The organism is Algoriphagus sp. (assembly GCF_024642405.1).
Lineage (GTDB): Bacteria > Bacteroidota > Bacteroidia > Cytophagales > Cyclobacteriaceae > Algoriphagus.
This window is the reverse complement of the sequence record NZ_JAHEBC010000038.1, coordinates 1-21,915: the sequence shown is the minus strand read 5'-3', so window position 1 is coordinate 21,915 and position 21,915 is coordinate 1. Positions and strand designations below refer to the sequence as shown.

General features: G+C 36.5%; 16 protein-coding genes. 5 read left to right on the top strand and 11 right to left on the bottom strand.

The window, feature by feature from the left end; all coding sequences use genetic code 11:
* Window positions 1-55 precede the first annotated feature (55 nt).
* Window positions 56-1,018 carry a phosphotransferase gene (locus tag Q0L68_RS05110; RefSeq protein ID WP_296700299.1) on the bottom strand — a complete coding sequence of 321 codons (963 nt, stop codon included), beginning with the start codon at window positions 1,016-1,018 and terminating at the stop codon, window positions 56-58.
* Window positions 1,019-1,203: 185 nt separating this feature from the next.
* Here Q0L68_RS05110 and Q0L68_RS05105 point away from each other — a divergent pair, with 185 nt between their 5' ends.
* The 3 genes from Q0L68_RS05105 to Q0L68_RS05095 all read left to right on the top strand — a co-directional run bounded on the left by Q0L68_RS05105 (window position 1,204) and on the right by Q0L68_RS05095 (window position 4,781).
* Window positions 1,204-2,361 (top strand): acyl-CoA dehydrogenase family protein, encoded by a 1,158-nt coding sequence (locus Q0L68_RS05105; protein ID WP_296700292.1) that lies wholly within the window; start codon window positions 1,204-1,206, stop codon window positions 2,359-2,361.
* A 75-nt stretch (window positions 2,362-2,436) separates the two neighbouring features.
* Window positions 2,437-4,119 (top strand): AMP-binding protein, encoded by a 1,683-nt coding sequence (locus Q0L68_RS05100; protein WP_296700289.1) that lies wholly within the window; start codon window positions 2,437-2,439, stop codon window positions 4,117-4,119.
* Window positions 4,120-4,337: 218 nt separating this feature from the next.
* Window positions 4,338-4,781, top strand: a complete 444-nt coding sequence (locus tag Q0L68_RS05095) for a hypothetical protein (protein WP_296700286.1) — start codon at window positions 4,338-4,340, stop codon at window positions 4,779-4,781.
* A gap of 54 nt (window positions 4,782-4,835) precedes the next feature.
* On the opposite strand, the gene Q0L68_RS05090 is transcribed toward Q0L68_RS05095, so the two are convergent.
* From Q0L68_RS05090 to uxaC, 5 genes are all read right to left on the bottom strand, one after another.
* Entirely contained in the window at window positions 4,836-5,768 is a 933-nt protein-coding gene (locus Q0L68_RS05090; RefSeq protein WP_296700278.1) for a UDP-glucuronic acid decarboxylase family protein, read from the bottom strand.
* A 110-nt stretch (window positions 5,769-5,878) separates the two neighbouring features.
* Window positions 5,879-6,442 carry a sugar O-acetyltransferase gene (locus tag Q0L68_RS05085; RefSeq protein WP_296700274.1) on the bottom strand — a complete coding sequence of 188 codons (564 nt, stop codon included), beginning with the start codon at window positions 6,440-6,442 and terminating at the stop codon, window positions 5,879-5,881.
* The gene (gene uxuA, locus Q0L68_RS05080) at window positions 6,439-7,614 is read right to left on the bottom strand and encodes a mannonate dehydratase (RefSeq protein WP_296700271.1); all 1,176 of its coding nucleotides are present in this window, start codon (window positions 7,612-7,614) and stop codon (window positions 6,439-6,441) included. The genes Q0L68_RS05085 and uxuA overlap by 4 nt, the downstream gene beginning before the upstream one ends.
* An 89-nt stretch (window positions 7,615-7,703) precedes the next feature.
* Window positions 7,704-8,522 carry an SDR family oxidoreductase gene (locus tag Q0L68_RS05075; protein WP_296700267.1) on the bottom strand — a complete coding sequence of 273 codons (819 nt, stop codon included), beginning with the start codon at window positions 8,520-8,522 and terminating at the stop codon, window positions 7,704-7,706.
* 1 nt (window position 8,523) lies between these two features.
* A complete protein-coding gene (gene uxaC, locus Q0L68_RS05070; protein WP_296700263.1) occupies window positions 8,524-9,969 on the bottom strand; it encodes a glucuronate isomerase in 1,446 nt (481 codons plus the stop codon).
* Window positions 9,970-10,144: 175 nt separating this feature from the next.
* Here uxaC and Q0L68_RS05065 point away from each other — a divergent pair, with 175 nt between their 5' ends.
* Complete coding sequence (locus Q0L68_RS05065; RefSeq protein WP_296700259.1) at window positions 10,145-11,167, top strand: LacI family DNA-binding transcriptional regulator; 1,023 nt, start codon at window positions 10,145-10,147, stop codon at window positions 11,165-11,167.
* A 75-nt stretch (window positions 11,168-11,242) separates the two neighbouring features.
* On the opposite strand, the gene Q0L68_RS05060 is transcribed toward Q0L68_RS05065, so the two are convergent.
* The 4 genes from Q0L68_RS05060 to Q0L68_RS05045 all read right to left on the bottom strand — a co-directional run bounded on the left by Q0L68_RS05060 (window position 11,243) and on the right by Q0L68_RS05045 (window position 19,056).
* Entirely contained in the window at window positions 11,243-12,913 is a 1,671-nt protein-coding gene (locus tag Q0L68_RS05060; protein WP_296700256.1) for a RagB/SusD family nutrient uptake outer membrane protein, read from the bottom strand.
* Between the two features lie 6 nt (window positions 12,914-12,919).
* Window positions 12,920-15,937, bottom strand: coding sequence for a TonB-dependent receptor (locus Q0L68_RS05055; RefSeq protein ID WP_296700253.1), 3,018 nt, complete (start codon window positions 15,935-15,937; stop codon window positions 12,920-12,922).
* 376 nt (window positions 15,938-16,313) lie between these two features.
* The gene (locus tag Q0L68_RS05050) at window positions 16,314-17,660 is read right to left on the bottom strand and encodes a Gfo/Idh/MocA family oxidoreductase (protein WP_296700251.1); all 1,347 of its coding nucleotides are present in this window, start codon (window positions 17,658-17,660) and stop codon (window positions 16,314-16,316) included.
* A 13-nt stretch (window positions 17,661-17,673) separates the two neighbouring features.
* Window positions 17,674-19,056 carry a DUF1080 domain-containing protein gene (locus Q0L68_RS05045; RefSeq protein ID WP_296700248.1) on the bottom strand — a complete coding sequence of 461 codons (1,383 nt, stop codon included), beginning with the start codon at window positions 19,054-19,056 and terminating at the stop codon, window positions 17,674-17,676.
* Window positions 19,057-19,227: 171 nt separating this feature from the next.
* On the opposite strand from Q0L68_RS05045, the gene Q0L68_RS05040 reads away from it, so the two are divergent.
* A complete protein-coding gene (locus tag Q0L68_RS05040) occupies window positions 19,228-20,388 on the top strand; it encodes a class I SAM-dependent RNA methyltransferase (RefSeq protein ID WP_296700294.1) in 1,161 nt (386 codons plus the stop codon).
* Window positions 20,389-20,442: 54 nt separating this feature from the next.
* Here Q0L68_RS05040 and Q0L68_RS05035 read toward each other — a convergent pair.
* Window positions 20,443-21,915: DUF4301 family protein (locus tag Q0L68_RS05035; protein WP_296700245.1), on the bottom strand; the 1,473-nt coding region annotated here is incomplete at its 5' end.

The window sequence follows — 21,915 nt, the reverse complement described above, 5'->3', positions numbered from 1 at the left end:
GATTGCATGAAAATGAAAGAATTATGCAACACGCCAATACATATATTTTTCTCATCTATTCTAAAATCAATTCCACTGCTCGGTTCATTAATTTTTCTTTTTCTTCAAGGGTTAAATTCAAAGGAAGTTGCGCTATGCCAATCAATCTTCGTAAAATTTCTACTCCTTGATATTGGTCCAAAAGCTTTGGCGATAAGGGTTGAATATAGGATTGAAGAAACTCATCTTTTAATTCTTTCGATTGTTGTCCCAATTCAAAATGGGCAAACAAAACTCCTAAATCGAATTCTGGATCTCCTAAAAACCCAAACTCAGGGTCTATTATTTTTATTTCATTACCCACTTTTAACCAACTTCCAGGATAAAAATCTCCATGCAAAAGTGTATCTCCTTGGGATAAATAGCGCTTCCCTAACTGCTCTATTTTTCTTTTTAAAGTTGAATTGTTTTTATACTTTAAACTCAAATCCTGAAGTCCATGCTGAATAGAATCAAGATCAAAGCCATTTTCTACTAAAAAAGGGAACCTGAATAGATGCTCATGATTTAGTATCTTCATAGCATTATTACTTGGGAAATCTTTAACTTCAAGTTCATGAAGAGCATTTAGATAATCACACAAGTTTTGAATTTCTAGCTTTTTCAATGCAATCTTACCAGAGTATATTTCAGAAAAATCGATTCCTTTCCCTAAGTCTTCCGTTACCAAAAGGTGTTCATCAGGTAAAAAATCTAATACTTTGGGAGAAAAGTTCTTTAATATCGGATTTTGGTTTGCGGCTTCATAGAAGGCATATTCTACGCTAATTCTTTCAATTGGGGCCTCTATTTGAGGATATTTTCGTACATAAGGTTTAGATTGTTTTAAGATGACAGAACGCTGATTTGTAGTGATACGGAGTACCACATTCATGTTGCTTTCTCCGGCAGGTTCTGATCTTTCAACCCGTTCTCCAAATTTCCATATAGGTAATTTCGAGATTTCTTCAATGCTGGTGACTAATTCCAGGTTTATCATTTTCAATTTAAGTATGATTAGCAATAGAAATTACTAATGCGATCAAACATAATATTAGAATTTGGAATTAAAGAATTATAAGTCATAAGATTCAACATCTTGTCGCTTCTTGGACTTATTGATCATTGATAGCACCTAAAATTCCGTATTTTTGATAGTAGAGTATAAATAAAAAATTACCTGATATGTTTGGATTACCAAGAAATTTATTCACCGATGAGCACATACTTTTTAGAGAGAGTGTAAGAGAATTTATTGCAAAAGAAGTCACTCCCTTTAATAAAGAATGGGAAAAAGCTAAAATGGTTTCCAGAGAATCTTGGAAGAAGTTTGGTGATAATGGGTTTTTAGGAATTCAGGCTCCCGAATCACTTGGAGGTATGAATATTCAAGATTTCCGATTCAATGCAATTTTGATAGAGGAGCTAGGATTAAGTGGTTGTTCAGGTCCTGCAATTGGATACCCACTTCATAGCGATATTGTAATGCCTTATATTTTGCATTTTGGAACTGAGGAATCTAAGCAAAAGTACGTCCCCAAAATGGTTTCTGGAGATTATATAGGAGCTATTGCGATGACAGAACCTGGTGCAGGAAGCGATCTTCAAGGAATTCAGACAAAAGCGGAAAATAAAGGAGATCATTATTTGGTTAATGGCTCAAAGACATTCATTACAAATGGGTTCCTATGTGATGTCGTCGTGGTGGCAGTTAAAACAGATCCTTCAAAAGGAGCGAAGGGAATAAGTTTGATCCTTGTAGATAATGATATGCCCGGCTTCAAAAAAGGTAAACCATTTGATAAAGTGGGCTTACATGCACAAGATACCTGTGAATTGTTTTTTGAGGATGTAAAAGTGCCAAAAGCAAACCTATTGGGTAAGGAAGGAGAAGGTTTTAAGTATTTAATGACAGAGTTGGCTCAAGAACGATTAGTAGTTGCACTTGCTGCTGTGGCTTTGGGTGAATATATGCTTACTGCTACCATTGAATACGTGAAGTCAAGAAAAGCTTTTAACAAATCAATTTCGGAATTTCAAAATACAAGGTTCAAACTAGCAGAAATGACCGCTGCGTTAGAGCAAGGAAGAATTTATTGTGATTATTTAGTTCAACTTCATAACGATGGTAAACTTGACTCTGCTATGGCTTCTGCAGCAAAATATAATATGACAGAACTTCAATGTAAAGTTGCAGATGAATGCGTTCAGTTACATGGAGGTTATGGGTATATGTGGGAATATGGAGTGGCAAGAGCTTATGCTGATGCAAGGGTACAAAGGATTTATGCAGGAACAAACGAGATAATGAAAGAGCTTATTGCAAGAAAAATTTTAAAATAGTAGTATTCAATCGTTGCTGAAAACCTAGAAATTATAGTAATTCAGAAAAAATAGACAAACCCAAGATACATAGAAATGAATGATTTTCCCTGGTTGAAACATTACCCAAATTCAGTTGACAAAATAGTAGATTGTGAAGCATATGAGAGTGTTTCCGAACTTTTTGATGAATCTGTAAAAAAATATGGTTCAGCTACTGCCTATGAATGCATGGGCAAAACACTTTCTTTTCTTGAACTTAATAAGCTTTCTGCCCAATTTGCAAACTATCTCATTCATGTTCTGAAATTGGAAGAAGGGTCTCGAATTGCCATTCAAATGCCAAACACTCTTCAATATCCAGTGGTGATGTTCGGGGCACTTAGAGCTGGGATGATTGTAGTAAATACAAACCCTTTATATACTTCCTCTGAAATGAAGCACCAATTCAACGATTCTGGTGCGGATGTGATAGTAATTGTAGCAAACTTTGCTTACAATCTTGAAAAAATCAGGTCAGAAATTCATGCTAAAAGGATTGTCATTACTGAATTAGGAGATATGCTTGGGTTAATAAAAGGGACAATAGTTAATCTAGTGGTAAAGCATGTGAAGAAGATGGTTCCAAGCTATAATCTACCAGGTTCAGACACTTTTAAATCTGCTTTGGAACAAGGTTCAGAATATGAATTTAGAGCGCCAAAAATCAACTTAAAGGATACTGCTTTTCTACAGTACACTGGGGGTACTACTGGAGTTTCGAAGGGGGCTGAATTAACCCATGGGAATATCATTGCCAATATGCAGCAAATCTCAGCCTGGATGAAACCGAAATTAAAGGAGCGGGAAGAAGTGGTAATTACTGCATTGCCTTTATACCATATTTTTGCTTTGACAGTAAATTGTCTGGCCATGCTCAAGATTGGTGCTCACAATGTTTTGATTACTAACCCCAGAGATATGCCTGCCTTTTGTAAGGAACTTTCCAAACATAAATTCTCTGTATTTACTGGGGTTAATACCCTTTTTAATGGTCTTTTAAATCAAGAAGCATTTAGAAATTTAGACTTCAGTCATCTAAAAATTGCGGTAGGAGGAGGGATGGCTGTACAGAAAGCAACCGCCGAGCGATGGAAAAAAGTTACTGGAACACCTCTAGCAGAGGGTTATGGGTTGACAGAGACCTCACCCGTGGCTTCTTGTAACCCCATAGACGGAACGGAGAGAAATGGAACAATAGGGATACCTCTTCCAAATACTGAAATGACTGTAATGGATGATGAAGGAAAAGTATTGGCAATAGGGGAACGTGGAGAAATTTGTATAAAAGGCCCTCAGGTAATGAAAGGTTATTGGAATAGGCCGAAAGAAACTGATGAGGTGATGCGAGGGGAATGGTTTAAAACAGGAGATATAGGAGTCATGGATGATGATGGTTTTTTCCAAATTGTGGATAGAAAGAAAGAAATGATTCTGGTTTCAGGTTTTAATGTTTATCCAAATGAGGTTGAGGATGTGATCGCATCCTGCCCTGGAGTTCTGGAGGTGGGTGTGATAGGTATGCCTGATCCCAAGTCAACAGAAAAAGTAGTGGCTTATGTGGTGCCAAAGGATAAGTCCGCTACTTCCGATTCTGTTATCTCGCACTGCAAAGAATTTTTAACCAATTATAAGTGTCCCAAGGAAGTTTACTTTATTGATGAATTACCAAAATCTAATGTTGGTAAAATTTTACGTAGAAAAATAAAGGAAGCTCATATTGAAAAAGTTGGAGAATAATATCCTGTTTATTGAAAATCAATGAGTTATAATCAATTATAATCGAAGATAATTTTCTTTTTCTTTGAAGTGAATTTAAATATTCACGCCAGTTAAATACCTATTCAGATGAATAGGTATTTTTTGTTTGAACAAAGAAATGAAAAGTGGAATTTTCAGATTTGACCTTGTTGCGTTTTGAGATTTTGTCCCGTTTATTTCTCATAACATTATTTCTAATGAAAAATATCATAATCTGTTTTTCCTTTTGTTTCTTATTGGTAGCGTGTGGTGAAGATGAAAAGCCAAAAGAATCTATCATAGGGACTTGGGAATTGGTAGGAATATATAATCCTTGGATAGGAGAGACAAGTGATTCAGACGTAGATCGTTTTTTTCAAACCTATCAGTTTATGTCAAATGGTACTTTCAAGAAAACCAGGATTTATGAGGAGGATGGATTAAAGGAAGCTTCAGGCACATTTACAGTAGAGGATGTTCCCGCTTATAGTTCCTCTGATGCAAAGCTTTATGTAATTCTAATATTTACAGATGGAGATAATATTTTCAATAATTGTGGCCAACCAAACGAGGAACAATTGACTTTAAGGTTTAACAATCAATTGAATAACTTTTCAGCAACTCCTTGTGATGGTCCGGGCTATATATTTGAAAAGAAATAAGCTTTAACAAAAAAACCATCCCTCAAGGATGGTTTTTTTGATTTTAAAAAGAGGTTAAATGACCCCTTCAAAATATTCAATAGTTTTAGTAAGTCCCTCTCTTAAAGCAACTTTTGGCTCCCAGTCCAACTCTTTTTTTGCTAATTCTATAACGGGTCTTCGCTGCATAGGATCATCCTGAGGAAGGGGTAAGAATACTAATTTACTTTTACTGTTTGTGAGTTCAATGACCAAATTAGCCAATTCGAGCATTGTGAATTCTCCAGGATTACCAATATTTACAGGTCCTGTAAATCCATCCCTACTATTCATCAATCGGTACATACCTTCTATATTGTCATCTACATAGCAGAAAGAACGGGTTTGTTTTCCATCACCATAGATTGTGATATCTTGCCCTTTCAATGCTTGAACAATAAAGTTACTTACTACCCGTCCATCATTAGGGTGCATTCTCGGTCCATAGGTATTGAATATCCTCATGACTTTGATCGCCACCTTATGTTGTCTATAGTAATCGAAAAACAGTGTCTCAGCACACCTCTTGCCTTCATCGTAGCAAGCTCTTATCCCTAAAGTATTAACACTTCCTTTGTAGGATTCAGGTTGGGGATGAACTTCAGGGTCTCCGTAAATCTCTGAAGTACTAGCTTGTAAAATTTTTATTTTAAGTCGTTTTGCAAGCCCTAACATATTCATCGCCCCAATAACAGAGGTTTTGGTAGTTTGAACCGGGTCAAATTGATAATGAATCGGGGAGGCAGGACATGCTAGATTGTAGATTTCATCTACTTCGACAAAAAGGGGATGTGTAACATCATGGCGAAGTAATTCAAAATTCTTGTTGTCAAGAAGGTGATGAATATTTCTTCGGTTTCCAGTGAAAAAATTGTCCACACACAAGACCTCATTTCCTTCTGCCAAAAGCCGGTCACAAAGATGGCTTCCAAGAAATCCACCTCCTCCGCTTACTAAAACTCGTTTCATTTTTTTTTATTCAAAAGATAAAGGCCAAAAATAATGAAATGTTTTTCAAATTAAAGGCCAGTTTAAATTTAGCAGGGAAACTAGTCGTCATTCGATTTATTATAGAATGACTAGTTGGATGATGGTACTTCTTTAATAATTTTTGCTGGATTTCCTCCAACTATTACTCCTGAAGGTACATCTTTAGTAACAACTGATCCAGCTGCAACAATTGATCGATCTCCAATGCTTACTCCAGGGCAAATAACTGAACTTCCCCCGATCCAAACATCTGCTCCAATGGTGATGGGTTTACCAAATTCCCAAAGCTCAGCTCTTGCTTTGCTTTCCGTAGGATGTGTGGCTGCGTAAAATTGAACATTTGGTGCAACTAAAACACGGTCCCCAAGCTTAACTGGAGTAACGTCCAACATAACACAATTGAAGTTGATGAAACAGTCATCTCCAACTTCAATATTATACCCATAATCACAAAAGAAAGGTGGTTCAATCCAAACATTTTTTCCGGATTTCCCCAATAATTGATTTACAATTTTACTCTTTAATTCAATATCCTCTGGATCTGAATCATTCAATTTTTTAAGAAGTTTACGAGCACGCATACGTTCAGCTGCCAATTGAGGATCAGCAGCTAAATACCATTCACCTGCCAGCATTTTCTCCTTTTCGGTCATTTTGATTTAGAATATAACAATGCAGCTTCTACTCCTCTGATTTCTGCAAGACCTTTTAATCTTCCTATTGCTGAATAGCCCGCATTCGTTTTTTTATTCAAATCGTCTAACATCTGATGACCGTGATCAGGTCTCATTGGGATTGATTTACCTCGCTTTTCCTGTACTTTAAGAATTTCTTCTATTACAGCTACCATTGGTACATCTCCGTCCAGATGATTATCTTCAAAGAAATCCCCATTTTCTTTTCTTCTTGTACTTCTTAAATGGATAAAATGGATATGATTCCCAAACTCTGAAACCATAGCGGGCAAATCATTATCTGCTCTTACTCCATAAGAACCAGTGCAAAACGTTAACCCATTGTAGGGACTTGGCTGATCCTTGATTATTCTTCTAGCGTCTGCTGCTACTGAGACTACTCTAGGCAGTCCAAATTGAGGAAAAGGAGGATCATCAGGATGGATTGCCAGATAAACTTTATTCTCTTCTGCGACTGGAACAATTTCATCTAAGAATAATTTAAGGTGTTCCGCAAGTTTGGGGGCATTGATTCCGGAATAGGTTTCCAGCATTGCCTTAAATTCATCTAAGGTATATCCAATTTCAGATCCAGGAAGGCCTTTAAGAATATTGTCAATAATTAGCTGATGTTTTTCAGGAGTTAATGCCTCATAATATGCTTTAATCTCTTCTAATTCAACTGAAGAATATTCAGTTTCGGCATCCTTTCTTTTTAAAATGAAAAGATCAAATGCTTGAACGGCTTTCTTTTCAAAAAGTAAAGCCTTTGCTCCATTTGGAAGGGTGTGAAAAAGATCCGTTCTCGTCCAATCCAGAATTGGCATGAAATTATAACAAACAGTATGAATTCCTACTTTCGCAAGATTTCGGATACTTTCTTTGTAGTTTTCTATTAACTCTTTAAAATTCCCTGTTCTGGTTTTAATCAATTCATGAACAGGAATAGATTCTACTACAGACCAAGTTAGCCCTGCTTTTTCTACAACATCTTTCCTGGCTTGGATTTCTTCAACCGTCCAAATTTCCCCATTTGGAATATGATGTAAAGCTGTAACGATACCTGTTGCACCTGATTGTAATATATCTTGGAGACTTACGGGGTCATTTGGACCGTACCAACGCATGGTTTGCTCCATCTTATAGGCCATAATTTTAGGTTTATTAATTTTAAATTTTTGCCCGAGCAATAATAATTTTAAAATATTAACTCAGTTTTTTGAATTTTCTATCAGATGATTTATACTCCTGAATACGCGCTAAAACCTCCATCAACCGGGACAATTGTTCCAGTTACAAATTCTGAGGCATCGCTGCAAAGCCACTGCAAGGCACCTAAAAGATCTTCAGGTTTTCCAAATCGGTCCATAGGTGTATGAGTCTTAATCTGGTTTCCTCTTTGAGTTAAGCTTCCATCAGATTCTGTAAGAAGTGTTCTGTTTTGTTCAGTCAGGAAGAAGCCAGGAGCAATAGCATTTACTCTAAATCCAGCTCCATGTTTGGAACACAGCTCCACTGAGAGAAATTTGGTGAAATTATCAATTGCAGCCTTCGCTGATGCGTAACCTAAAACTCGAGTCATAGGACGACTAGCAGCCATAGAGCTGATATTCAAAATATTCCCTTTATTTTTTTTAAGCATTAAAGGAAGTAAGATTTTGGTTGGGAGTACAGTTCCTAAGTAATTCAAATCCATTACCTTTTTCAGGGAATCTGTATCTAAATCTAGAAAGCTTTGACCGGGTGTAATAACAGCTCCAGGCATATTACCACCTGCAGCATTAATTAAAACATCTAAGTAGCCGTGTTCAGAAGTGATTTGGTTTGCAATCTCATTTAGTGATTCTTCATCTGTTACATCTGCATAATATCCCCATGCTTTCCCACCAGAAGAATTTATATCAGTTACAAGCTCATTTACTTTGGACTTTGTTCTTCCAATAACGATAAGATCTGCCCCTTCTTTTGCAAGATGTAGACTCATCGTTTTTCCTAAAACACCTGTGGCACCTGAAAAGGCAATTTTCTTTCCTTTGAGCGAAAATAAGAAGTTACTCATATTAAAAGTTTATATTTTTCGAGTTGAAGTCAAAATAGTTCTTTGCATTTTGGTAACAAATGTCTTGAATGATTTTTCCAAGCCATGCTTCATCCCATGGCAATTCTCCATTTTCCACATCATTTCCGAAAAGATTACATAGAATCCTTCTGAAATATTCATGCCTTGGAAAAGATAAAAAACTTCTTGAATCAGTTAACATTCCTATAAAGCAACTGACCATTCCCATATTGGAGAGGGTATTTATTTGCTTTTCCATTCCATCTTTCTGATCCATGTACCACCAGCCAGAACCAAATTGTATTTTCCCTTTAATCGAGCCATCATTAAAGTTTCCAATCATGGTTGCCATCACTTCATTGTCCCTTGGATTTAGATTATAAAGAATAGTTTTACAAAGTTGATCAGTAGAATCAAGTGCATTGAGATATTGTGCCAAAGCCTTTGCCTGATCAAAGTCTCCAATGGAGTCAAACCCTGTATCTGGGCCTAAAAATTGAAGCATTCTAGCATTGGTGTTTCTTAAAGCTCCTAAATGAAATTGCTGAACCCAACCTTTTTCATGGTACATCTTTGATAATTCTTTTAATACCTGGTATTTAAAGAATTTAGCTTGATCAGGTAATAGTGCATTTCCCTTTCTTACCATTTGTAATAATCCATCCATATCATAAGACAGATCATTTTCAAAAAAATATAATTGCTCTAAACCATGATCTGAGACCCTACATCCTCGAGCATGAAAATAGTTAACTCGGTTTTGAAGTGCTTGTAACAATTCATCATAACTTTCAATATCCTGACCTAAAGAAATTTCTCCAAGTTTTACCAAGTACTTGTTATAAGTTGCCTGATCTTCAACTGCAAAAGATTTGTCAGGTCTAAACGCAGAATACATTTCAAGATTTCTCCCTTTTTTGCTAAATTCTACATGCTCAATTAATGAATCTGTTGGGTCATCTGTAGAACAAACAACTTCTACATTCATCTTTTCCAGCAAGGAACAAGTACTGAAGTCTTCCCCTTGAAGCATTTCAGAAGTTTGATCAAAGATTCTACCTGCATTTTCTTTGGTCAGTAGTTCATCAATATCAAAATATCTTTTTAGTTCAAGATGGGTCCAGTGATACAATGGATTTCTCAAGGTATATGGAACTGCCTCAGCCCACTTCTGAAATTTCTCTCTATCACTCGCATCACCTGTTATATAGGTCTCAGGTATGCCCAATGTCCGCATAGCTCGCCATTTATAATGGTCTCCTGCAAGCCAAATTCTTGAAATATTTTCAAATTTTTTATTTGAATTTATTTCAGAAGGTGGTAGATGATTATGATAATCAATAATCGGTTGATCTTTCGCGAACTCATGGTAGAGTTTACGGGAATACTTATTATTTAAAAGAAAATCTTCTGACAAGAATGCTTGTTGAGTTTCCAGGGTTTGCATAAGCTTGGGTGAAGGTATTGTCGGGTTTAAGAAAATACAATTTACCCTGAAATGTTTCCAAAAATGTAAGAAAATACGCAAACGTTTTCGAATTTATATAAATGGGATAGAGGGAATAAGAAAGAAGCTTTGTATTTTGAACTTTATTAATAATAACCCCAAAATAATTAGAAAGATGGTTTCTGGTATAAGTCTAAAAGAACTAGCTGCTGAGCTCAATCTAGCACCTTCTACCGTTTCTCGTGCTTTGAATGATAGCTACGAAATTAGTGCAGTGACAAAAAAGAGAGTTCTAAGCATGGCTGAAAAACTAAATTATCATCCTAATCCATTTGCTAGAAGCCTAAGAGAGAATAAGAGTAAAACTATTGCTGTGATTATTCCTGAACGAATCAATACTTTTTTTGCACAAGTAATTGATGGAATTGAAACTATCACGCAAGAGCATGGATATCACTTATTGGTATATTGCACTCATGAGGATGTAGAAAAAGAAAAGAAGATTGTATCCTTATTGTTGAATGGAAGGGCTGATGCAATAGTAATGTCGGTTTCCAGTCAAACAAGTGATATTTGCCATTTACAGAGACTGCATGATCGTGGACTACCAATCTTGTTTTTTGACAGGATTTGTAGTGAGATTCCGACTACTAAATTTATTACAAATGATTACCAAATTACATTAGAAGCTACCAGGCATCTAATTCAGCAAGGGTCCAAAAGACCTGCATTTTTAATGTTATCTGAAGATATTTCAATAACTAAAGAAAGACACAGAGGTTTCTTGGCAGCATTAAAGGAGGCTCGAATAGAGCACAATCCCATATTTAGTAAAGTATGTTGTCAAAATGAAACTACCAATGTTGAGATTTTGAGAGAATTGCTTAATGGCCCCAATAAACCTGATGGAATCTTGGCTTCTGTAGAAAAATTGGCTCTTGCCTGTTACCAGGCCGCCAAAAAAGAAAACGTTCGAATCCCTGAGGATTTAAAAATTATAAGTTTTTCAAATATGGGAATAGCGGGTTTACTTAACCCATCTCTGACAACTATTTCTCAGCCTGCCTGCTCCATAGGAGAGGAATGTGCTAAAATTCTGATTAAGAAACTTACAAAACCCAATCAGCCAGACTTGCCAAATGAGGTGGTAATTTTACCATCAAAAATTACAATAAGAGCTTCTACTTTAGCAGAATAATTTGAACTAACCTTTAAAATAAAAAAAGCTGTTCTGATTTCAGAACAGCTTTTTGTTTTATAACCCTATCAATAATTAGTATCCGGGGTTTTGAGGGAAAGCGCTTGCATTTCCTTCTGCCCGGTCAATTTGATTCTGTGGTATCGGTCTCAAAACATGGAAGTCTTGAATGTTAGGAGCTCCCTGAGGATTGTACAGCTTCACTCGTTCTACTAAGATTCCCCAACGCTTAAGGTCTAACCATCTACTTTGCTCTCCAATCAATTCTCTTTCTCTTTCTTCTGTAATAAATTCAAAAGTTAAATCAGATTCGGAAATTTCCATTTCAGCTTCTTTTCCTGGAAAAGCAGCTCTTCTTCTTACTACATTGATATTTTCAGTAGCTTGAGAAATTTTATTTTGACGGAATTGAGCTTCAGCCAGCATAAGATAAGTGTCAGCCAATCTGAAAGCGATATAATCTCTACCTCCAGCAAATTGAGTTCTATCTGCTCTTCCTGGATCCATATGCTTTCTTAGAGCTGGGAATAATCTTTCTGTGTATAATTCTGGGGTTAGTACCTGATAAGGATATTTAGCTCGCTCTGATTCTGGCATATTATAACCAGGTAGCCACATAGTAGTATCACCTGCGGCAAAAGTTAACGTCTCTTTTGATTTATCAAACGTAGTATTATAAGTACCTGGTCTGTTTGACAGGAATACGTCTCGATATGATTTAAAATAACGGGAATCATTTTCTCTGTCAGCGAAAATCACATTTAGAGTGTAATCTGTTGGTCTAAATCTTTTGAATGGACGGCCATTCTCAGTATCTCTAATCATACCTGGCTGCACATCATATTCCATTAGGAAAAACACGTGCGCATTATTGCCTCCTCCAGTTGTCAATGGATCATAAGTATACTGGGTTGACCAGATTACTTCATTATTGATTTCATTTCCAAAGGCATGAACATCTCCAAAGTCAGGAAGTAAAGAAAAGCCATAATTATCAATGACACTTTGAAACAAAGTCTCAGCTTTTCCATAATCAGAAGCTTCACCAGCCTCCGAAGTTGCTTTAGTTAAATAAACTCTTCCAAGTAAGTGCTCTGCTGCAGGTCGAGTTGCTCTACCATAATTACTTGATTGGGCTTTAGCTTCCAAATTTGGAATAGCTTCCTCCAAATCTTGAATGATAGCAGCATAAATTGCAGGAACGGAAGCTCTTGTTACTTCTTTAGTAGGAGTGGAAGTTTCAGATAGTTGCAAATCGACGCCTCCGAATAGTTGAACCATAATAAAATAATGGTGTGCGCGGATAAACTTTGCTTCTGAAATTCTTTGAAGCAATACCTCCTCAGAAACCCCAGTAGCGTCCGCAGACCTATCAATAACTGCATTACAGGTATTGATACCTCTATAAAATTCATCCCAAAGCTCACGAACATGTCCATTTTGGGAATCAAACTGATTGGTATAAAAATTCATGAATTTCCAGGAACCATCTGCACCATTGGTATAAGTGTCAGTTCCAAAAATCGTAAAATTATTCCCACGCTCAGTTCCATACCATGCTCTCATGGTACTGTAAGCGGCATTGACTCCGTCATTTAAGCCTTTGGCTGTACTGAGATAGTCATTTCCAATTTGTGATACTACATCTTCTTCAAGAAATCCACTACATGCGGACATTGCTGAAATTCCTAGTATCAGGGCTGTAGACTTAGCCCAAAAGTTTAATTTTATTGCTAGTTTTTTCATCGCTGATTAGAATTTTGCATTAATACCAAATGTGAAAGAAGTAACTGCTGGTGATACGTTAGCATTAACTGCTCCGCCTCCTACACCTTGTTCTCCATCAATGAACACTTCAGGATCTATACCCTTATGTTCTGATCGATAATTGGCAAAAATAAATGGCTGTTGAATACTTGTATAAATTCTTAAGCTTGTAAAACCAATTTTCTGTACGGCCTCTGGTGTGAAGTTATAGCCAAGGTTTATGTTTCTCACTTTGATGAAAGTCCCATCGAAATATTCCATTGAACTAGCATATTTCGCACTCTCTTGGTTCACATTTGGTCTTGGGTAAGAATTAGTCGGATTGTCTGGAGTCCAGTAATCAATATCTAGGTTATTGTACCTTCCTGCCAAAGAGTTGTTGCCTGTGTGAAACTGAGATCTAAGCATAGATCCAAATCGTCCGTAAAGGAAGAAAGAAAAGTCAAAGCCTTTGTAATTGAATCTATTGGTCATACCCATTGCAAAATCGGCAACTGCAGATCCTAGAAACTGTCTGTCCTCTGAGTTAATTACTCCGTCATTATTTAAATCTTCGATTTTTATTTCTCCAGGAACACTACCAAATGATTTTGCCTCGTCAAGTTCACTTGTTTGCCAAATGCCGATTTTCTTCAAGTCATAGAAGATAGTCAATGGCTGACCAATAAATCTACCTGCTGAAATATCATCTCCATTTGGAAGAGAAATAATTTCTTCTCGGTTTCTAGTAAAAATCAAATCAGTGGTCCATGTGAAATCACCTTTCTCAACATTCAATGTTGAAAGTGTCAATTCAATACCTCGGTTTTGAGTTTCTCCGATGTTGGTTGTGAACCCTCCAAATCCTGTTGAGTTAGGAAGTGGCTGTGGAGCTAAAAGATCAGAAGTATTAGTAATATAATATTCCAAAGCACCAAAAACTCTACTATTCCATAGTGCAAAATCCAAACCTATGTTGAAAGTGGTAGAGGTTTCCCATCTTAAATCAGGGTTACCTATTGTATTTGGTCTATATCCAAATGCTGCAGAATTATCAAAAGCATAGCTTGTTCTTCCAAGTAATGCCTGAGTCTGATAAGGATTGATCGCCTGGTTACCGATGGAACCATAAGAAACTCTAAACTTCAATTGATCTACTGATGAAGAATTTTGCATAAAGCTCTCAGAGTGAATATTCCATCCTAAAGCAACAGATGGGAAATAACCAAATCTATTATTCTCACCAAACCTTGAACTTCCATCTGCTCTCAAAGTTGCAGTAAGTAAGAATTTGTTTTTATAATCATAATTCAATCTTCCCATAAAAGACATCAATGCCCACTCTACCAAATTGGTATTTGCTCCTGTAATTTGAGAGGCATCTCCTAATCTATGGTAAAACTGTGATTCGGCTGGAATACCTTGTACACTTACTGTAGTTTGCTCGTAGCGATCTTTCTGTATGGATTGAAGAGCAGTAAGATTTAAATTATGAACAGAATTAAAAGTTTTATTATAAGTAAGGATGTTTTCTAAGGTGTAGTTAAAAGTGAATTGATCATTTACACTACCTGTAGGTTCACCGCCACGACGAGAATTTGTTTGAGATCCAGTAAATCTTCCACTTCTGCTAATAGTAATATCTGGCCCGAATACTAATCTGTAATTCAAACCAGGGATAATCTCATAGTTTGCGAATATACTGTTGAAGATTCTATAATTTTTGGTTAAATCCTCTTGAGCCCCTTCTACTATTTCTGCAAAAGGATTGGTTCTTAGACCATCAGAAGTAGGTAAGAAAATAATATTCCCATCTTCATCGAATGGCTTACCTAAAGGATTTTCAGCAAGTGCACCTCCTAGCGGGTTAAAATTCTCACCATTTCTTTCACTAAAAGAAACAAGGGTAGATGTTCCAAACTTGATCTTTTTATTAATTTGATGATCAATATTTGCTCTAAATGTATAACGGGTATAATCTTGATTCTTTATGACTCCTTTATCATTAAAATAGTTAGCAGAGACAAAGAAGGTTGTCTTATCTGATCCACCACTAACCCCAATTTGATGACTTTGAATTGCTCCATTTCTCATTAAGCCTCCTGGGTAATCGGTGCTTCTTCCTAAGGCAATTCCTTCTAATTCTACCGGCTCAAATAATGACTCGTCGGCAGCAGGAGTTGCAGGACCGGCAGGATACTCACCACTTGTACGCCGAGATTCTCTTTTATATTCAGCAAACTCAGGTCCGTTCATTACATCGATTCTTCCAAGTTCTCTGTTCATTCCATAATAGGAGTCAACCGAAACTATAGTTTTTCCTTTTGTTCCTCTTTTGGTGGTAATTAATACAACACCATTAGAACCTCTTGAACCGTAGATCGCTGTAGCAGATGCATCTTTTAATACTTCCATGGAAGTAATATCCTGTGGATTAATATCATTCAAACCACCAACAACAGGAATACCGTCGATTACATAAAGAGGCTCATTTGATGCATTAAAAGATCTTCTACCTCTGATTCTCACTTGAGGAGCAGAACCTGGCTTTGAGCCTGGCTGTGTAACATCTACACCAGCTGCTCTACCTTGCAAGGCCTGTCTTGCGTCTGTAATAGGTAGTTCCTGAATTTCTTTAGAACCTACCGAAGAAATAGCTCCAGTCAATTGACTTTTTTTAGCTGTACCATAACCAACTACGACTACTTCTTCCAAATCTGAAAGATCTGGTTCTAAATTAACATCGATCACAGATTGATTTCCAACAGCAACTTCTAATGGACTATATCCAATAAAAGAGAAAACCAAGGTCGCATTACCTTGCGCATTAATACTGTACTTTCCATCAAGGTCAGATGTAGTTCCTCTTGTTGTGCCTTTAACCAGAATTGTTACTCCCGGTAATGGTGAACCTGATTCATCTAAAACTGTCCCACTCACTTGGGCTTCTTGCGCAAAAGTGCTTGAAACACCTAAGAGCAGAAAAAGCACTACCATAAGGTAAGTGTAAAATTTAGGCTTCATAAAGATTGGGTTTTGTTTGAAATTAATTGTAGGTCATCACTACCTGGCGTCTTATATGAATGGTTAAATTTCATCTTTAGACGTGTTTAATTAGTGATAACTGATTCAAAATAAGTTGTTAAAGGAAGAAGAACTAAAAGTTTTTACGCAATCGATTGCGCTTCCATAAAACAAATATTAATATTCCAAAATCCATTATTGATTTGAAAAAAAAAGTAATGGATTATTGCTGAGTATTTAATAATAATATGGTTTAAATATCGAATTGTCATATAACCTAAACTTCCTTGAAAAAATTAGTTAATAGGTATTATGTTTTAAAAAAAAATACCTGTTACAGTTTTTGTAACAGGTATCTAACTCTATTTAGAATTTATCATAGTTTAGGAGGTTCCCATCCTTTTTCATATTCTCTTGTCCAAAGAAGCTTAGCTTTCTCTGAATTTAATATATGTCCATTGGAAGGATTACAAATTAAAGACTCGCCTGTTCGATATGATATATTTGCCAAATGACAAAGCAAAGTACTAACTGCTCCTTCTTCGATAGTAGAATTCTGTTTTTCATTTCCTCTGATAGCCTCGAAGAAATTGGCAACATGTATCGTACTCATATCTCCACCACCACCAAGTTGTGTTCCACCTTCATTGTTACCGGACATATTTTCTTTTATCAGTTTTCCTGATCTGTCAAAATGTTTGTATCCTCCCCGGTCAACATAAACGGAGCCTTCAGAACCATAAATGATGGTACCTCGATCACTTCCGTAAGTACTATATCCATTTCGACTTTTTCCATCCCATTGGATTACAGATCCATTTTCGAATTGATAGGTCGATTCTAAGGTGTCATACATAGTCCATCCGTCATCCTCAAAGTGATATTTTCCTCCTATTGTTGAAACTTTTGTTGGATAATCAACCTGAAGAGCCCACCTCGCAACGTCTAATTCGTGAGTCGCATTGTTTCCTGTTTCGGCCGTTCCATAATCCCAACCATACCAATGCCAATTATAATCCCATGTATTATGAGTATAAGCTTTTCGAGGGGCAGGACCCTGAAACATTTCCCAATCCAATCCTTCCGGAGGACTTGCAAGGGTAGGATTGACAACAGAACCTCTACTATTGCTGTAAAATGCTTTTGCTTGAGAAACTTTTCCAATTGCTCCTGCATGAATAGCCTTGATGATCTCAATACTTTCTGGAGCAGAGCGTTGCTGATTTCCCATTTGGATTACATTCCCATATTTTTTTTGGATGGCAATTAGTATTTCTCCCTCTCTTGGATTATGACTACATGGCTTTTCTACATAGACATGCTTGCCACGCTCTGATGCCAACCATGTACCTGGAGCATGCCAATGGTCGGGAGTGGCGTTAATTAATGCATCCACATCTTTATCCTCCAAAACCTTCATAATATTTCCCTCCAGTTTAGGCTGGTAGTCAATATGTTTTGAAAAGTTTTGAGCTGCTTTTGTCATCTGAGATTGCATGACATCACAAAGATACATCAGATTAACATTGGTTTTGGGTAACTTAATAGGCTCATAATAAGCTCCTAATCTTCTCCCTAAACCTGCAATCGCAACATTGATTCTTTCATTTGAACCAAGGATTTTACCATAACTTTTAGCTGAAAAACCAAGACTTCCTAATGCGGAAATTCCAACTGTAGCTGCCGCAGATTTCTTAATAAACTCTCTTCTATTGTTTTTCATTTTTTGATGGGGCTTATTTTAGGGTCTTTATTTTAATGTTTTTAAAGCTTACTTCATTTCCATGATCTTGTAATAAAATGTAGCCTTGTTCTGCTTCACCGAAATTTGGCCATTTAGCGTATTTGCTATTTGCAACCAAGGCTCTATATTCCTCTGATCCTCTGTCATATTCTAAAACTTTTACTCCATTGAGGTAGTGTGTTACGTGATTGTTTGGTTCAACAACTACACGTCCTTTATTCCATTCTCCAATTGGGTTTATAAATCTTGGTTGTTTATCTGCTGTTATCAAATCATAAAGACTTGAAAGGGTTCTATTCCCAGCTATACCCATTTTGGCATCTGGATGCTTTTCATCATCAAGAATTTGATATTCCAAGCCAATTGCTGAACCTGAATTTCCTTCTGATAAAGTTACAAAATATTTTAGGCCACTATTTGCTCCTTCAGTTAGTCTAAATTCAAAAGCCAAATCAAAAGCTGAGAATTCCTCCGTTGTTACTATATCACCAGCATTAGTGGATTCTCCTCCATCAGAGGCAGCAATTGTAAGAATTCCATCATTTACGGACCAACCAAAATCTGGGAAAGTTTCCTTGTATGCACCTTTCCAGCCTTCTGAGCTCTGTCCATTAAAAAGTAATCTCCAACCCGTATTTTTCTCATAATCGGTTAATTCGTTTAATCGATTATTAACAACAAAAATGGATTTATCGAAAGGTTTGGGATCGAGGTTTGTTGTTTTGATTTTGACATTTTTAAAATACGTTTTGTTTCCCTCGTCTTCAGGGTTCCTGATACTATGGACTTGCAATCCTATAAAACCACTTTTATCCATATCATCTACCACATAAGCAACTTCTTGCCCATTCAGCCAAGTCTTGATTTCGTCTCCAATCACTTCGATTCTATAATGATTAAATTCACCCATTTTAAAGGCTGATTTAGCAGAAGGATTTAGATCTAAAGGATACAACCAGCCTCTTCTAGCTTCATCATATACTCCGGCAGACCATGCTCTATCGCTTGGATCGGCTTCGATCTGATATCCAAATACCAAGCCTTTTCCTTCTCGAGCCGCAGGATCAAATTGACCTCTTGCCATTACTCCAGAGTTGCTGGTTAGGTTTTCAACTTTTAAGTCAAGTTCTAAAATAAAATCCTCAAATGTTTCTTCAGTTATTAAAAATGTATTCGGAGATCCTGCCACAGCTGAGCCTTCAATGACTCCATCAATGACTTCAAAAGTAGCTGTTCCTGCTACCGGCTTCCAGCCTGTTAAATCTTTTCCATTGAAAAGATCTTTCCATTCATCCTCGGCTTTTGGTTCAGATGCACAACTAAAAAGAAACACACCTGAAAGCAGTAAATAGAATAGATTTTGGACTTTTTTCATAAATTTTGATTTTTTGGAATAGGCTAAAATTCCTGATTTCAGCCCTTCCGAACAACTTGTATATCCTCTAATTTACGCAATCGTTTTCGAGTTTTTGGATTTAATTATAACGATTGAAGGATCTACTTTTTGAATGGAGAAAGAATCGGATGAACTTTCTTACTTTTGCGTATGCTTGATTTTGACCAACGAGGAAAAGTATTTATCACCTGCAAAGACCGTTTTGCATCCTACTTAGAAAAGGAAGTTCGAGAATTAGGTTTCGTGCCAGAATCTGTCGGTAGAACCGGAATAGAACTTAAGGCTAGTCTTGAGGAATGTATGGATTTGAATCTTCATTTGCGTACCGCTTCACAGGTGCTTTTCGAAATTAAATCTTTTTACTTACAAAATGCAGAGGATATCTATAGGAAGATAAAAGCAATTGAGTGGGAGGAATTTTTGGACGTAGACGGATATTTCTCTGTTAATTCTGTTGTGGATAATGAAAGTATTAATAACCCGATGTTTGTAAATGTTCGGGTCAAAGACGCAATTGTAGATAGGTTTCGAGATAAAACGGGTAGAAGACCTGATTCAGGGTCTGATTTTCAAGGATTAGTATTCCAGCTTTATTGGAAAGGCACTCAAGCATCCATGTACATAAATACTTCAGGTGAAACGATCGCTAAACATGGATATAGAAAAATTCCAGGTAAAGCTCCTATGCTTGAGGCATTAGCATCGGCAACCATTTTCGCTACAGAATGGAATACGCGAGTTCCGTTTGTTAATCCTATGTGTGGATCTGGCACTCTTGCAATTGAGGCGGCTTTATTGGCAACAAAAAGATATCCAGGACTTTTTAGAGATAATTATTCATTCCAATACATCTTGGGCTACCAAGAAGAGGCATTTCAAGCGAAAAAAAAGAAGCTTCAAAATAAAATCATGGAGGTTCCTGAGGTTAAAATCATCGCATCAGATATTTCTTTGCAGGCCATAGCCTTTGCTAAGGAGAATGCCATAATCGCTGGAGTAGACCATATGATTGATTTTCAAGTATGCGATTTTGAAGAGACAATTATTCCGGAAAAACCTAGAGGTGTGGTGATTTTTAATCCCGAATATGGGCAAAGGTTAGGAGAGTCTCTAGAATTAGAAGAAACCTACAAAAGAATGGGAGACTATATGAAGCAAAAATGTGCCGGATATAGAGGGTATATTTTTACTGGAAATATGGAACTTGCTAAAAAAGTTGGCTTGAAAGCGAATAGAAGAATTGAATTCTGGAATGGAACGATTGATTGTCGTCTGTTGAAGTACGAATTGTATGCAGGCAAAAAAGAGTAGGAAATACAGAAGTCAGATTAGTTTTTTAAACTTCTGACTTCTGCTTTTATACTGTTATTGGTGTTCGTCTCTTAATAAATCATTTACAGTTTTGACTGGGTTGAAAGTTATTAAAGGAACTTCCACAAAAAGTGTATTCCAACCTGCCATCGCACCATTCCAAAGACCAGGTAATTCCAGAGCCTTTAAATCTTTTCCACTTTTTGATTTTTCAGTTATAAACCCTGTCATCATATCTCTGTATTCTAAAAGATCAAAATCATTCCCCTCATAATCCTTTGTGCCACAAACCAAATCAACTGGATTGAAATGGGTAGAGGCTTGGAAAAGTTTCTTTGTTTCGGGATCATTTATATCAATTTGAGCAGTTTCTGCAATTTGAAGTGATAATGAACCATCTGACTCTTGAATCCAGAAAGGCCCTCCTCCTGGTTCACCGGTGTTTTTCACCATTCCACAAACTCTGATTGGTCGGTTTAATTTTGATTCTAAAATGGAGGCTTTTTCTTTTAAAGATTTATTCTCAAATCCATCTGCAAGTTTTCCTCCTAAGTGATGTTTAAATACATGCTCAGCATGATTTATAGAACTTTCTTCGACCTTATTTTTTAATCTGAGTAACGCTTCAAAAACCCGTTCCTGAATTTCTAAAAGCAATCCACCAATCGCCATTTTATAGTCTTTGGTTTCTCCTTTTAATCGATCAGGAACTACATTGTCAATATTTTTTATAAAGATCAAGTCTGCTGAAATATCATTTAGGTTTTCCAAAAGTGCTCCATGTCCAGCCGGTCTAAATAGAATACTTCCATCATCTTCAACAAAAGGAGTATTGTCCATATTTACTGCAATCGTATCAGTAGATTTCTTTTGTTGGGAATAACTGATGTCAAAATTGATCCCGTATTGTTTTTCTAATTTGGGAAGAATTGAAGCCACCTCTTCTTTAAATTTACTCTCGTGTTCTGGTGAAACCGTAAAATGAATTTTTACTGTGTTTCCTGCACCTGTTGCATATTGAACTCCCTCAATCATATGTTCATGAGTTGGAGTCCTTCTTTCATCAGGATAGGAGTGAAACCTTAGAAGCCCTTTTGGTAAACTTCCATATCCAAGTCCATTATCATCAAGTAAGGCCGATAAAATCCCCTTATAGTCTTTACTATCTAATTTAAGGTTAATGCTGCTTCCTTGCGATTTTAAGTATTCGTCTAGGTCATCATAGAAAGCAAATTTTTCTATGTTATTCATAAACTTCTGAACAAATGGAGACTTACTGAGATCTCCATCGCCTTCAAGAAATGAAAAAAGATCCTTAAACATTCTTGAGGCAGCGCCACTTGCAGGAACAAATTTGACTACTTCTATTTGTGCAGCTTTTTCTGGATAGGTATTTTTGAAATGAGCTAATTCCTTTTCACTCAGTACTTTGATGCCATTTTCTGGAGTGGCAGGAGCTATAATTTTTAAAAATGGAAAGCCATTCTCGAAATGGATAATTTGTTGTTTTACAATTTCAGGGTTCAT

Coding starts and splice junctions, on each gene's coding strand:
- Q0L68_RS05110 (WP_296700299.1), bottom strand. CDS start 1,018: ATGATAAACCTGGAATTAGTCACCAGCATTGAAGAAATCTCGAAATTA.
- Q0L68_RS05105 (WP_296700292.1), top strand. CDS start 1,204: ATGTTTGGATTACCAAGAAATTTATTCACCGATGAGCACATACTTTTT.
- Q0L68_RS05100 (WP_296700289.1), top strand. CDS start 2,437: ATGAATGATTTTCCCTGGTTGAAACATTACCCAAATTCAGTTGACAAA.
- Q0L68_RS05095 (WP_296700286.1), top strand. CDS start 4,338: ATGAAAAATATCATAATCTGTTTTTCCTTTTGTTTCTTATTGGTAGCG.
- Q0L68_RS05090 (WP_296700278.1), bottom strand. CDS start 5,768: ATGAAACGAGTTTTAGTAAGCGGAGGAGGTGGATTTCTTGGAAGCCAT.
- Q0L68_RS05085 (WP_296700274.1), bottom strand. CDS start 6,442: ATGACCGAAAAGGAGAAAATGCTGGCAGGTGAATGGTATTTAGCTGCT.
- uxuA (WP_296700271.1), bottom strand. CDS start 7,614: ATGGCCTATAAGATGGAGCAAACCATGCGTTGGTACGGTCCAAATGAC.
- Q0L68_RS05075 (WP_296700267.1), bottom strand. CDS start 8,522: ATGAGTAACTTCTTATTTTCGCTCAAAGGAAAGAAAATTGCCTTTTCA.
- uxaC (WP_296700263.1), bottom strand. CDS start 9,969: ATGCAAACCCTGGAAACTCAACAAGCATTCTTGTCAGAAGATTTTCTT.
- Q0L68_RS05065 (WP_296700259.1), top strand. CDS start 10,145: ATGGTTTCTGGTATAAGTCTAAAAGAACTAGCTGCTGAGCTCAATCTA.
- Q0L68_RS05060 (WP_296700256.1), bottom strand. CDS start 12,913: ATGAAAAAACTAGCAATAAAATTAAACTTTTGGGCTAAGTCTACAGCC.
- Q0L68_RS05055 (WP_296700253.1), bottom strand. CDS start 15,937: ATGAAGCCTAAATTTTACACTTACCTTATGGTAGTGCTTTTTCTGCTC.
- Q0L68_RS05050 (WP_296700251.1), bottom strand. CDS start 17,660: ATGAAAAACAATAGAAGAGAGTTTATTAAGAAATCTGCGGCAGCTACA.
- Q0L68_RS05045 (WP_296700248.1), bottom strand. CDS start 19,056: ATGAAAAAAGTCCAAAATCTATTCTATTTACTGCTTTCAGGTGTGTTT.
- Q0L68_RS05040 (WP_296700294.1), top strand. CDS start 19,228: ATGCTTGATTTTGACCAACGAGGAAAAGTATTTATCACCTGCAAAGAC.